Origin of the sequence: Paenibacillus sp. UNC496MF, assembly GCF_900113915.1 — a bacterium.
Lineage (GTDB): Bacteria > Bacillota > Bacilli > Paenibacillales > Paenibacillaceae > Paenibacillus_Z > Paenibacillus_Z artemisiicola.
In genome coordinates this window covers 105,313-117,552 of sequence record NZ_FORE01000015.1, presented here as the reverse complement: position 1 = coordinate 117,552, position 12,240 = coordinate 105,313, and the positions used below count along the sequence as shown (strand labels likewise).

12 protein-coding genes are annotated in these 12,240 nt (G+C 47.2%); 2 read left to right on the top strand and 10 right to left on the bottom strand.

Translation table 11 applies throughout. The annotated features are described in order from the left end of the window. Positions 1-27: 27 nt before the first annotated feature. The 6 genes from BMZ79_RS25670 to BMZ79_RS25645 all read right to left on the bottom strand — a co-directional run bounded on the left by BMZ79_RS25670 (position 28) and on the right by BMZ79_RS25645 (position 7,515). Positions 28-813 (bottom strand): ABC transporter ATP-binding protein, encoded by a 786-nt coding sequence (locus BMZ79_RS25670; RefSeq protein WP_090645805.1) that lies wholly within the window; start codon positions 811-813, stop codon positions 28-30. A gap of 333 nt (positions 814-1,146) precedes the next feature. After that, positions 1,147-2,223, bottom strand: coding sequence for a sensor histidine kinase (locus BMZ79_RS25665; protein WP_256253128.1), 1,077 nt, complete (start codon positions 2,221-2,223; stop codon positions 1,147-1,149). Between the two features lie 20 nt (positions 2,224-2,243). Beyond that, positions 2,244-2,918: a response regulator transcription factor gene (locus BMZ79_RS25660; RefSeq protein ID WP_177222351.1), complete on the bottom strand. Its 675-nt coding sequence runs from the start codon at positions 2,916-2,918 to the stop codon at positions 2,244-2,246. Positions 2,919-4,154: 1,236 nt separating this feature from the next. Next, positions 4,155-5,573: a PQQ-dependent sugar dehydrogenase gene (locus BMZ79_RS25655; RefSeq protein WP_090645800.1), complete on the bottom strand. Its 1,419-nt coding sequence runs from the start codon at positions 5,571-5,573 to the stop codon at positions 4,155-4,157. Positions 5,574-5,884: 311 nt separating this feature from the next. Then, positions 5,885-6,247: a copper amine oxidase N-terminal domain-containing protein gene (locus tag BMZ79_RS25650; RefSeq protein WP_371263803.1), complete on the bottom strand. Its 363-nt coding sequence runs from the start codon at positions 6,245-6,247 to the stop codon at positions 5,885-5,887. Positions 6,248-6,483: 236 nt separating this feature from the next. Then, the gene (locus tag BMZ79_RS25645) at positions 6,484-7,515 is read right to left on the bottom strand and encodes an aldo/keto reductase (protein ID WP_090645794.1); all 1,032 of its coding nucleotides are present in this window, start codon (positions 7,513-7,515) and stop codon (positions 6,484-6,486) included. A gap of 140 nt (positions 7,516-7,655) precedes the next feature. Between BMZ79_RS25645 and BMZ79_RS25640 the strand changes: the two genes are divergently transcribed. After that, positions 7,656-8,054: a winged helix-turn-helix transcriptional regulator gene (locus tag BMZ79_RS25640; RefSeq protein WP_256253127.1), complete on the top strand. Its 399-nt coding sequence runs from the start codon at positions 7,656-7,658 to the stop codon at positions 8,052-8,054. 152 nt (positions 8,055-8,206) lie between these two features. Here the strand turns inward: BMZ79_RS25640 and BMZ79_RS25635 are convergent, their stop codons facing one another. The 3 genes from BMZ79_RS25635 to BMZ79_RS33820 all read right to left on the bottom strand — a co-directional run bounded on the left by BMZ79_RS25635 (position 8,207) and on the right by BMZ79_RS33820 (position 9,841). Continuing rightward, positions 8,207-8,359, bottom strand: a complete 153-nt coding sequence (locus BMZ79_RS25635; protein ID WP_256253144.1) for a dihydrofolate reductase family protein — start codon at positions 8,357-8,359, stop codon at positions 8,207-8,209. A gap of 255 nt (positions 8,360-8,614) precedes the next feature. After that, a complete protein-coding gene (locus BMZ79_RS25630; protein ID WP_256253126.1) occupies positions 8,615-9,109 on the bottom strand; it encodes a GNAT family N-acetyltransferase in 495 nt (164 codons plus the stop codon). Positions 9,110-9,352: 243 nt separating this feature from the next. Continuing rightward, positions 9,353-9,841: an STM3941 family protein gene (locus BMZ79_RS33820; protein WP_143089087.1), complete on the bottom strand. Its 489-nt coding sequence runs from the start codon at positions 9,839-9,841 to the stop codon at positions 9,353-9,355. A gap of 464 nt (positions 9,842-10,305) precedes the next feature. Between BMZ79_RS33820 and BMZ79_RS25625 the strand changes: the two genes are divergently transcribed. After that, a complete protein-coding gene (locus BMZ79_RS25625) occupies positions 10,306-10,848 on the top strand; it encodes a GyrI-like domain-containing protein (protein WP_090645788.1) in 543 nt (180 codons plus the stop codon). A 416-nt stretch (positions 10,849-11,264) separates the two neighbouring features. Here BMZ79_RS25625 and BMZ79_RS25620 read toward each other — a convergent pair whose 3' ends face one another. Beyond that, positions 11,265-12,086 carry an alpha/beta hydrolase gene (locus BMZ79_RS25620; RefSeq protein ID WP_090645785.1) on the bottom strand — a complete coding sequence of 274 codons (822 nt, stop codon included), beginning with the start codon at positions 12,084-12,086 and terminating at the stop codon, positions 11,265-11,267. Positions 12,087-12,240 lie beyond the last annotated feature (154 nt).

Sequence of the window (12,240 nt, the reverse complement as noted above, 5' to 3'; positions counted from 1 at the left end):
TTTCTTCGCATGCTGCGAAGGACAAGCTCAAATAACGTCAACCGCGTCACCTCCCAGGACCGCTTGCACGTCCATGATGTCCTTGAAAAAGGCCTGCCTCGATTTGCCGCCGCGGTAGACTTCCGAATAAATCCTGCCGTCTTTCAAGAAAATAACGCGACTGCAATAGCTGGACGCGACGGGGTCATGCGACACCATCACGATCGTGCCCCGTCTTTCCCGGTTGAGCGTGGCGATGGTATCTAACAGGGCAGAGGCGGACTTGGAATCCAGTGCCCCGGTCGGTTCGTCGGCGAAGACCAAGGCGGGCCGATGGATCAGGGCGCGGCCTGCGGATGTCCGCTGCTTCTGCCCGCCGGACAGCTCATGCGGGTATTTGTCCGCCAGCATTTCGATGCCGAGGGACTGCGCAACGGCTTGGAATGCCTGCTCGGTCTCGGACCGTTTGCGCCGTCCAAGGGACACGGGAAGCAGGATGTTCTCCTTGACGGTCAACGTATCCAGCAGGTTATAGTCTTGGAAAACAAACCCTAATTTATTGCGTCGAAAGGCGGACAACTCGGCGTCCTTCATTTTGGAAACATCGGCGTCCTCGATCAGAACCTCGCCTTCTGTCGGACGATCGATCGTCGCAAGCACGTTCAGCAGAGTCGTCTTCCCCGAACCTGACGGCCCCATGATTCCTACGAACTCCCCTTCCTCGACGCGAAGATCGATCCCCTTCAGCACTTGCTGTGCGCTGCCTTTCTTCCCGTAGGTCTTGCGTATGTTCTGCGCTTGCAGCATCGTTCTCTGCGAATGATTCGGATTCATGTTCGGCCCTCCATTTCTCCATATGCTTTATTGTAAACCGTTCGCCATGCCCTGTCGTTTGATCTAGATGACAATACAGCAGGGTAAGTTACATTATTGTCATATTGGTTGCGATTCAAAAAAACCAGGCTGAGGATCTTTGAACTGCACCCCAAATGACAAACACCATCTAAAATTGGAGGTGAAGTTTTTTTACATTTTTAGGAAAATTGTCGTATTCGTGGTGAGCTCATGAATCGCACCAAGGCAAAACTAAAAGGCATGAACCCGGTACAATACCGAATTCATGCCAAGCAAATTACCACAAATGGATATATAATCTTATTAGGGGGGTCACTTCACATTTTCCCTGCTGCTGTCGTTACCAAGCGCGTCTAACCGCATCTTCCCCTTCCGAACCGCATCAAAACCGTTCCTGCACGTGAACGTCATCCGCATTTCGGTGCCTTCGGTGCGGCCGGACTGCGCTTCAATCGATACCCCGATTTTGTCGGCAACGCTCCGTGCCAGGTACAAGCCTAACCCGGTCGCCGCGTTGTAGATTCTCCCGTTTCCGCCCGTAAAGCCCTTATCGAATATCCTGGGCAAATCGTGCGCTGGAATGCCCGGTCCCTCGTCCGTCATGCGCACCATGACATGGCCGGCCGGAAGGAACTCCGTGGCGATATAAATGGTTCCGCCTTCGGGGCTGTATTTGACTGCATTCATCAAGAGCTGGCGGATGATAAAACGGCACCATTTCATATCGGTGACGACATCGGTTTCTTCCCCTTCGAATTCGACTGCAATGTTCTTCTCGATGCACCAGGAAGCCAAATCGCGCACTTCGTTCATCGCCATCCGACGCACGCCGCACGACTCCAGCACATAATCCAATTCCAGGGTAGGCAGCCTTGACATGTACAGCTGCCGATCGATCAGCAGATACACACGCAGCCACTCCGCTTCGATTCTTCGCATGACAGGATCGCGGGGACAGCCTGCAATCGTCAGCTTCATGGCAGTAAGCGGCGCCTTGATCTCATGTACCCAAGACGCGATATAATCGTTCTCCATGCTTAATGCCAAATTGGACGCTGCCAGCTTCCGCTTATAGAAGCGATCCGCTGCGCGCAATGCCTGGTTCACCAACTCGTCCCGCGCGTAATCGGGCGCTGGCAAGGCTTCGATCCAATCGTCGTTGATGTCAGAGGCGAGCGCGCGGAGCTCCCGAAAATAACGCGTTTCTCGCCGGAATCTCCAGAGGAAAAAAAGTATGAAAGTGACGAGGTACAACACGTTTAAATATACAATCGACCAGAGCTCGACGGCGACCCCTCGGTCCAGCAACACGAGCGTATCGATGAGTCCGAGCAGGAGCAGCATCATTAACATCCAACTCTTCATGCTGCCCGCATATCCCAGCAACACTTCTCTAATCGCCTCCTCTGTTACGTAACGGCCATGTAGCCCAATCCTTTTTTGGTCACGATCGCTTCGTCGAGTCCCAGGATGGCCAGCTTCTGTCGCAGGCGCGTCATGTTCGCCGTCAGCGTATTGTCGTTCACGAATTGCTCATCCTCCCATAGTCTCCGAATTAGCTCTTGGCGAGGTATGATTTCATTCTTCGCCTTGACGAGGGTCGCGAGGATAAAAAATTCATTCTTCGTTAATTCAACTTCCTTTCCATCCTTTCGGATTGCGCCGCGATTCAACTGCAGCAGGGAGCCTTTCCATTCGATGACGTCGGCTGCCTCCTCGCCGTACGTATACGTGCGGCGAAGAATAGCTTGCACTTTGGCAAGCAGTACGTCGAGATGAAACGGTTTCTGTATATAATCGTCGGCTCCCATGTTCATGGCCATCACCATATCCATCGGGTGATCTCGGGAAGATAAGAACAGAATGGGAACTTTCGAGACGGCGCGAATCTCCCGGCACCAATGAAAGCCGTCGAACCTAGGCAACTGGATGTCCAGAATGACCAGATGAGGTGGTACGTTCAGGAGATCGTCCATAATATGATCGAAATCGCGCGGGACGGTGACCTGCAAGGACCAGCTCTCGAGCCTTTCCCTCAGTAGCCCCAGTATGGATGAATCGTCCTCGACAATGAAAATATTCATATCCACGTTAGATGCTCCCCATTCGCCGCATGCTTCGTTTCCCTATAGTGTATGTCCATTGCACTCAACAAGCAAGTCTGCGGATGCCGTAGCCGCGCCCTGGGAGCAGCAACTGGACCAACCGGGGCGCGACGCAGCGCTTGCCGCAGCCGATCCTCCAATTCACTCTGTGAGACTGCACGGAGTACCGGATTGCATTAAGCAAAAGGGCACAGAAGCCGTTACCGTTTGGATAACCGGCCTCCCCCCACCGGATAGGCGTAACGAAGGAATGAAAGGGCATCGTCCCGTCGAGAAATGGGAGTGAAAGCCTCCGCGGGTGCGTGGAGCAGCGTGCAGCAGAGCAGTACAAAGAGGAGCGAAAACTCGCCCCTTCTGTTCCCGCATGCACTTCGGTTCGAACTTGACGGTCATCCCCTCTTCTATCCGGATAGCGATTTATCTATTGGAGAGATCCAGCGAATAGCGAGCATTCGTGAGAAAACTAAATCGTACCGAGGGAGTTAAACAAAGTTCAGTTGGTCATTTTCTGGCTTGCTGCCTTCATTAATGCGCATTACAAGCTATTCGCGGGAATGAGATCAAGTTCTTGTCAATTTCGGTAATGGGATCAAGTCCTTGTCATCTGGTTTTGACAAGAACTTGATCCCATAAATACAAACAGCCGCGATTTTCGCGGCTATTAATGAGATAATGTTCTTGTCATCCGACACCCCAGGAATTAAGTATACGAAAAGGAGCGCCACAAGGGGCGCTCAAGGTTAGGAGAGTGAGCTCATTCATCGCTCGGCTATGGGTCCGATAAAAAGTGAGCTCGCCTTATTAAATATTATGGCCGGCGATCCGGAGAGTCATTCAAATTTTGCTATGCTACATATTGCTCTATAGATACAACCTTTTCAACAGAAATTCCGTTTTTAGATACAAAAACTCCTGCCACAAGACTATCTTGAGCGCTATCCCGAGCGGCTACAACTGCCACTTCCCGCGCCCCAACTGGGTCCTTCCCAGGCAGGAGACCGGTGGTGCCCCGTCAAATATACAACAATGAAATAAGAGCATTAAGCAGTCTTAGTTCGGTACTCCACCGGACTAAGGCTGCATAATTTCTCATGGTCCCTGAGCTGCTGCAGGTAGGCCGAAGTTGTTTCTTATTTTAAGTGGACGAGAATGCCATCATCCTTGATATAAAACAGAGACTGTTCCCTGATGTACGCCCTCGCGTATCGCGAAGCGTTAGGGAACAATTTCAAAAATCGTACCTTGGTTATAATCAGCCACTTTCATCGAACCATAAGCCCCTAAAAAGAGTTTCGTCTGATCCCGGTTCGCTCCCAACGTAACATAATAAGCGGGTTGAGATCCGAATTCGTAGTCATCGGTTTCAATTACGCTAAAATCATTTTGTTTCCCATCCGCTCTTACCCTGGTATAAGCTAAAACCCCTCTAGCCGGTGGTTGTGAGCCTTCGTTCCGGGCCAGATCGATAAAGACGACGCTCCCCGTTAAATCGGGGATTTCTTGTCCCATATAAGGCTGGACGCCTGTAAGCGCAGTTCCTCCAAACTTATCGGCCCTGGGATCTTTATGGAAATAACTCGTCAATGGCTGAATAAGCTTCGCCGAAGTGGTGACCGCTTCATCGTAATAAGCGATTGTTTTCTCGTCCAAAGCCGGATTGGACGTGCAACCACTTATAATCGAAGTAGGAAAAGCCCCTTCCCACCCTCGCCAGCCAAAGTTAATCAATCCTTCTTGAACAGGTTCGGCATGCATGGAAGCAGCTTGAACAAGCCGTGTAACCGATAACGGTTTATACTGTACGAACGAAAATATCGACTCCACCGAATCTTGTCCGACATTACCCGCATATTTGATGTACTGATGATGAAATCGTTGAAATGAAATGCCAGGAATATTGCGAACCCCTTTGGCCATTACCGTAAGCGTATTTTGAATCGGCACAGGAAGTTCATGAAAACGCGTGACGACGGGTGGATATTCGATCAATGTATGCATGCCGACATCCATTTCGATGATTTTACCGGCGATCTCCATATCGTCCTGGCTTAGATGAAATGGATCGTAGCCTGACCCGCCGTCTCCCGTTGTTAATACAAGTTTTCCCGTTTCGGGTGAAAAGGTTAAGCTGTTGACACCATTATGATTTAAAAAAGGTCTTCTTATGTTCAACAATGTCCGCCGTTTTTGCGGGTGACCCTTCGGTTGTACAATCCACTCTTCAACGGTATCGATATGATCATACTGCGTTTCTCGATTAATCCACCTTAGATTTAAGGTTTCGGGATTACAAGGGTCAGGCTTGAACGGCCCCGGAAGAGCGCCTGGACCTTGCGTTCCGGCAAGTGAATAATGAAGATAAAATAGACCATTAAGATTAAACTCGGGATGAAACGCCAGCCCCAGCAATCCCCGTTCATCGTAACCGCCGCCCGAAGTGCCAAGCGCTAAAATACGCGCGCGAATATCTAAGAAGGTCTTTATCGCTCCGTCTCGGATGTAGTAGATCTCTCCTACCTGGGTTGCCATAAACAGTCTTTCCATGGAGTCGCCCGGAAGAAAAGCTGTTTTCAAAACGGTGGGTAAATTAATTTTGTTTACAAGGGGCCGTAAACGAACCTTCACTTTTTTCAACGAACTGTACACTCCTTCAGCCATTTATTATATAACCAGACTATGATTCGAACGAATTTAATAGTACCCCCGTCAAACGTTCGAGAATCGACGGCAGGACGTCATCATGAAAAAATCAGATCGTCCGTAAATCTCCCTTATCTCTGATCTCTATTCGTAACCAGAGATAAGCATAAAGAAGGAGCTGCACCAGCAGCTCCTTTTATTAAACTAGCGTCTCCCGTTAGCTTAATCCCTTAGGGAACCTTTTTATCAATAACGGACAACTGTAAAAACTGATTCCTCGTAACACCGTTAAGATCTAATGAAACCTACTTTGTATTAATTGTTGCAATCTTCTGTACATTGTCCCAACTAACTGTTGCCCCTACAGCTTCACTTATAAATCTGAGATTTACATAAACAGTTCCATCTAAGGAATCAAATGGAGACTGAGTTAATGCATATTCCTTTTCATTGACAGTAGCCTTTAAGCTCCCCAAAGTCATTTTTATTATTAAATCATCTTCTGTTGCAGTAATATGCTTTGTTGTGGAATCCCAATTAACATTCATCTTTAAAGATTCGAATACTTTACGGAAAGGCACCATCGTATTTCCATTTATCACGATCGGTTTCGCATTAAAGTCAAGAGGTTGCCCATCTAAAGTAACGGAGCCATAAACAGGTGATATTGCGGCATTGGTAATTGGGAGTGAGAAACATGCTACAAACGCTGTAATTGCTAAAAAAAGTCCAATATTCGGTTATGAAAGTTCTTCAATAAAATTAACGTTTTCCTCTTCCCAATTATTGCAAGTTAGCGTAGCAGGTCGCAAACTGCCCCAAGGTTTATTGAACTGTCGTGTCCCGTTAACGTAGAAGAGGACGCCAAGATCGTTCCCGCGACACCCTCTTCGTGTTAAATGGTTTATCGTCTGTGATTGCTGATTAGTGAACGGAAATCACCGTTAATTAGACCTTTCACTCCATCCGACCCAATAAAATCATGCGGAAAACCCAAACCAATCCGGCTCACTTCATCAAGTCGCTTCAGTTGTTGCTCCGTCAAATCAAATTCAATCGACGCCAAATTATCCTGAATCTGCTCCAACGTTTTCGCACCGAGAATCGGAATGAACACGCCCTTCTTCTGCCGGATCCAATTCAGTGAGACTTGCGCTGGCGTTTTCCCGATTTCGGATGCGATACGCACCGCTTCATCGATGACCCGTATATTTCTTTCGTTCGACCGGTAAGCATTGATCCGTGCTTTTCTGGCATTTTCCGGCTCTTTCTGTTGATATTTCCCTGTCAACACGCCGGCACCTAGAGGCGACCAGGCAGTCACTCCAATATCGAAAGCCTCTGCCATGGGGATCAGATCGCGTTCAGCATCCCGCTGCACTAAACTATACTCGGTCTGCAATCCGATAAACGGTGACCAACCCTGAAGGGACGCTAGCGTATTGGCTTGGGAGACAATCCACGCAGGCGCATCGGAGATCCCGACATAGAGTATTTTGCCCGCTCGCACTTGGTCGTCCAGTGCGCGCATGACCTCTTCAACCGGCGTCATAAAATCCCATACATGCACCCAATAGACGTCGATATAATCCGTGTTCAACCGCTTCAAGCTCGCATCCAGCGAATGAACAAGACTTTTACGATGATTTCCGCCTCCGTTCGGATGCGTTTTATTCATCGAGACCGAATATTTTGTAGCGACCACGAAGTTCTCACGGGCACCCGCAATAAACTCGCCGACTAACTCCTCGCTCTCGCCGCCTGTATAACTGTTAGCCGAATCGATAAAATTTCCGCCCGCTGCCGCATACGCTTCAAAGATTTTGCGGCTCTCTTCCTTTGAAGCGCCAAATCCCCATTTTTCACCAAAGGTCATCGTGCCCAGCGCCACTTCCGAAACCCGCAGCCCACTTCTCCCCATCAACTTGAACTTCAATGTCATCGTCTCCTTTGTGATCCTTTTTATGGTATTATAAAGGAATTAATTGGTTGGAATAAGTAGGCACATTTCTGTTCCCGGATTCAAAACGGAAAAACAACTATAGGGGCAGTGGCACTTCTAAAAGGAGGGCGAAGATGAGTATCGATCATTTCGGCGAAGGATTTTGCATGGAAGCTTATCGTAGAGCCACCTACCAGATGCCTTTTGAGGCGACGATCAATTGTGTTTGTGGAAAATGGAAGCCTTACATCCTATGCCATCTCTTGGCCGAGTCCATCGTATCCGGCGGTTCAGTTCGATACGGCGAATTGCTGCGGTTGATTCCGACAGTCACGAAACGAATGTTGACTCTGCATTTACGAGAATTGGAGCGAGACGGCTTGATTAAACGAGTTATAGTTGACGAATTGCCCCTGCGGGTGGATTACTCGATAACCGAGCACGGGAAGAGTGTATATAAGCTGCTTATGACCATGATTGAGTGGGGAAAGACTCATCTGACCATGCTTGAGGAACAAGAACTCAAGCGTTAATATCAAGCAGCCTCCAACTTGTCGTCAAGTTGAAAATCGTGCAGAAGCAAAAAGGATTCGCCACGCGGCGGATCCTTTTTGCTGTTATATTTAATGTCCTTCGGCATCGTGCTATCGTGTCCCGTTAGAGCGGAACACCTTGTACGGCGCGACTATTTCTCCAATTCATAGCGGGCCGCGATAATGCCCGACTTGAGCGTTCGGCTGGAAAGCAGCTTGAGCCTGATTTTCTCGACGCCGCCGTCGAATACCGATCTTCCGCCGCCCAGGAAGACCGGACAAATCGTCAGCAGGAATTCGTCTATCAGTCCGAGCCCGATGTCCGTTTCTCCTCCGAGCTCGAATTTATCTTATTTGATTTTTTGGCCGTTGTCCGTGTTTTGTCCAGCCGGTACGATCACTGTAAATCATTACGTTACGTAAGGTTCAAGGGGAATCTGAATGTTTTTGCAGACAACAATGTTGTGCAAGATTGCCCGTTAGCGCAACGACGGCAGCCCAACGTTCTGAAGCCGGCTGCTATCGTGTCATGATTAAGCTATCGTCTCCCGTTAGCGTAATCAGAAATTTAGAGTTGCTGTGTTATATGCAACTTGAACAATCTGTCTTTCGTTATTCTTCTCGATGAACTTATAAACCTGCATTCCAATTTTCTCTGCAACTTTTTGTGATGGAACATTTTTTATTGTGGAGTACGAGAAAACACTTGGATAGCGTAACACGTTAAAAGCATACTCTTTGCAGGCCAAAGCTGCTTCAGTGGCGTAACCTTTATTCCAATAGTCTTTATTTATGTGGAAACCGATTTCTGGAACGATTTCAGTTTCGATGGTCTGCATCGTTATTCCACAATCGCCTATAAATTTATCGTCTTCTTTTAATATCAAAGCCCATAGTCCATGCTTGTACTTCTTATAATTCTCGAGGTTCCATTTAATCCACTGGTGCACTTTCTCTTCATTGAACGGCTGGGGATAAAATTGCATGGCCTCGGGATCAGAAAGAACCTTCGATAACTCATACTTATCACTGATCTTAAGTTCCCTTAGATACAACCGTCCTGTCTCAATTATTATGATAATTAATCACCTCTTTATAGGAGTTCGAAGAGTAAATAAATTCCTCCTCTATGCTCAATTATTATCCTGCCCGTTAGCGCTACGACGGCAGCGTTCTAAGGCCGGCTACCGTCGTGTCATGATTGAGCTATCGTTCCCAGTTAATTTAATGAAGGGCCGAGTGGCTCGAAGAGTGAATATGGTGTTATAAGAAATAAATGTCTTCTTGAAATGCCATAATTATTGTTTTAGTCTCTTATTTATTTCATTTTCCAAATGAAGCTTATTTATCTGTAATGTTCCTATATCAATAATTGATAATTTATTAGAATTTATATTTCTGTTAAACAACCCAATAATCTTCCTAATTCCCTGACTTCGAGCTATAAGTGCATCGTAATCATGTACATTTACAACTAAACTTTCAATATATTTAAAAGTTTCAAAAGAGAATGAATTGATTTCATTCCATTTAACTAATACCTTATTGTTTCCACTTAATAAACCTTCATCGTTTATTATTAACGCAGGTATTCCATTTAGTTTTTTAATTAAGATCACAGGTCCTACAAAAGACATTAAAAATGAGAGTGTTGATAAACTAAAAATTATCAGATCATTGTAGGATATATAAATTAGCATCGTTACCCCTATAGCTGCAAAAACTATAGATACAATTTGTAGGATAACAACTCTGCTAGTCTTTAATGGGATTTTTATTTCTTCCATTGATATTTATCCTTTCAAATATTATGTGAATCAATAGCATTTTTATTTCCTATAACGTATTTATCGGTACAATTCGCAAACACTTCAATTTAAATATCCTGTCCTTTAGCGCAACGACTAGCTGCAATCGTGTCATGATTTAACTATCGTGTCCCGATCGTTAAATCGCATATTACATGCCTATTTTCTCCGTTTTACGACCCTATAGACTACGAATCCCAAAAACACTATTAATATCAAGGTTATAGCCTGAATTGCCGCTGTACTTAGTTGAAGATCCACTTGTATTCCACCTTTGTTATCATTTACTTCCTATACGTAAAGTTAATGGGTTTGTTGCGCAATCCTGCCCGTTAGTTCAACGATGTACTGTGCCTCGAAGCGTTGAGCGGATTTATGGTAAAGTAAAGAGAAACAACAACCTGATCGCATGCTTGAAATCTCATGATACGGAGGAATTCGATATGGGAGCAGAAATTATTAATGTTCGCAAAGAGCATTTTCCATCACTTCGTTTCGTAGGTAAACGCTACACCGATAAGGATCGGGGCGCGGATGGGGGCTTTGGAAACAAGTGGAATGAGTGGTCTCAGAGCGGCTGGTTTGACGTGCTGGAGAAGCTTGGACCGCTGGAAGAGGTAGAAAACGGATCTCTCGGCTTCATGGGCTGCTCGGACAACAACGCATTTGAATATTGGATCGGCATGTTCTTCCCGGAGCAAACGGCGGTGCCCGAGGGTTTCGCAAGCATTGACCTGCCGGAGAGCGATGTCGGGATATGCTGGATCAAGGGGCGATCGGACAACGGAGAAATTTTCGGCGCGGAGCCGCATCGGATGTGCATGGACAAGCTGGCGGAGCATGGCCTTGGGCAGTTCCGCGATAATCTGAAAGGCAACGACCGGAAATGGTGGCACTTCTTTGAGCGATACAACTGTCCGCGTTTTACGAACAAACAGCCGGACGGAACGGTTATTTTGGATTACGGCATGTATCTGGGCGCGTAAGGACAGGCAGGTTGCCGAAGCGTCTGTAGTGGTATACCGGTTTACTACATCTCCCAGAAATGCATTGCTGGTTCATTCTCTTTTATCTGAACAGCTTTACAACTGGCTTAATACAGAGGCTTGAAATGCAGTCAACTTTCACAATCCTTTTCTTCTATACTTAAGTCCTAATAATCTTATCTCCCACCATTAGCTCTCGTATTGTCCAACCATTGTATTCGTAACAGTTTGTTGAAACCTCTGTTGATTGGAACTAAACTGCGCGTTAGCGCAACGACGGCAGCCGATCGTTCTAAGGCCGGCTGCCGTCGTGTCATGATTGAACTAGCATATCCCGTTAGCGTAAAGCAAAGTGGTTATTCAATGATGACAATTCCATTTTTGAGCGTCGGATCGCTACAGATTTTCGGCTTAAATTAGCCAGCGGGCGTGTTGCGAAGATGGCGATCGAAGAAGATCGCGGTAGTCCGAAGAACGTCTTCCCAGCCGAGGTTTCCCCCTTGGAGGCTATGATTTGCCCCTTTGATTGCCAAAATGCTCGAATTGCGTAGTGCTCCGTGTAAAATTTCAGCCTGCTCGAAGGGAACAATCTCGTCTTCAGTACCATGAATAATCAAGAATGGCGGGGCGGCATCCGTTACATATGCAAGAGGGCTAGCCTGCTTTGCCTTCTCCGGGTGCTCTCGCACGTATCCGCCGATTAGCAACGATTCCATCGACTCCGGCGAGTCATGGAAACCAACCAACATTTGAAGGAAATCAACGGGAGCCGACCACGTGACCACAGCCTGTACGGAGCTGGAACTATCGGGATTCCCGCCGTTGCCCTCTAATTCTCTTACCTGGCCCGTCGTACCGAGCAAAGCCGCCAGGTGACCGCCGGCTGAATGTCCGAACACGCCGATACGAGCCGGATCGGCCCCGTAAATTTCTGCATTCGCTCGAAGCCAACGTACCGCTGCCTTCGCATCATGCAGCTGCGCGGGATAAATCGCTTCGTCGCTCAGTCGATAATTGATGCTGGCAGCGAAATAGCCGTGGGCTGCGAAGTGACGAATGAACATTCCGCTCTCCGAAGGTTCGGCCTTATCCCCCCATAACCATGCGCCCCCATGAATGCACAATGCAATCGGAAGCCGACCAACCGGCTGTGCAGGCATGGCAATGTCGAGCAGCAGACTCTTTCCGTCCGCTTCTCCATAGATGACATCCGAAATCACTTGGAATTCTTGTTTCAAATCGTTAAATTCTCCTCTCCATTGGGAGCCCGTTTGGAAACGAAACTGGCGGGCTTAGGCCCTTGATTTCCTTAATTTCCTTAATTTCCTTAATTTCCTTAATTTCCTTACTTTCTTTTTCCACTGCATCCAATTATATCTTACCATAGTTAAA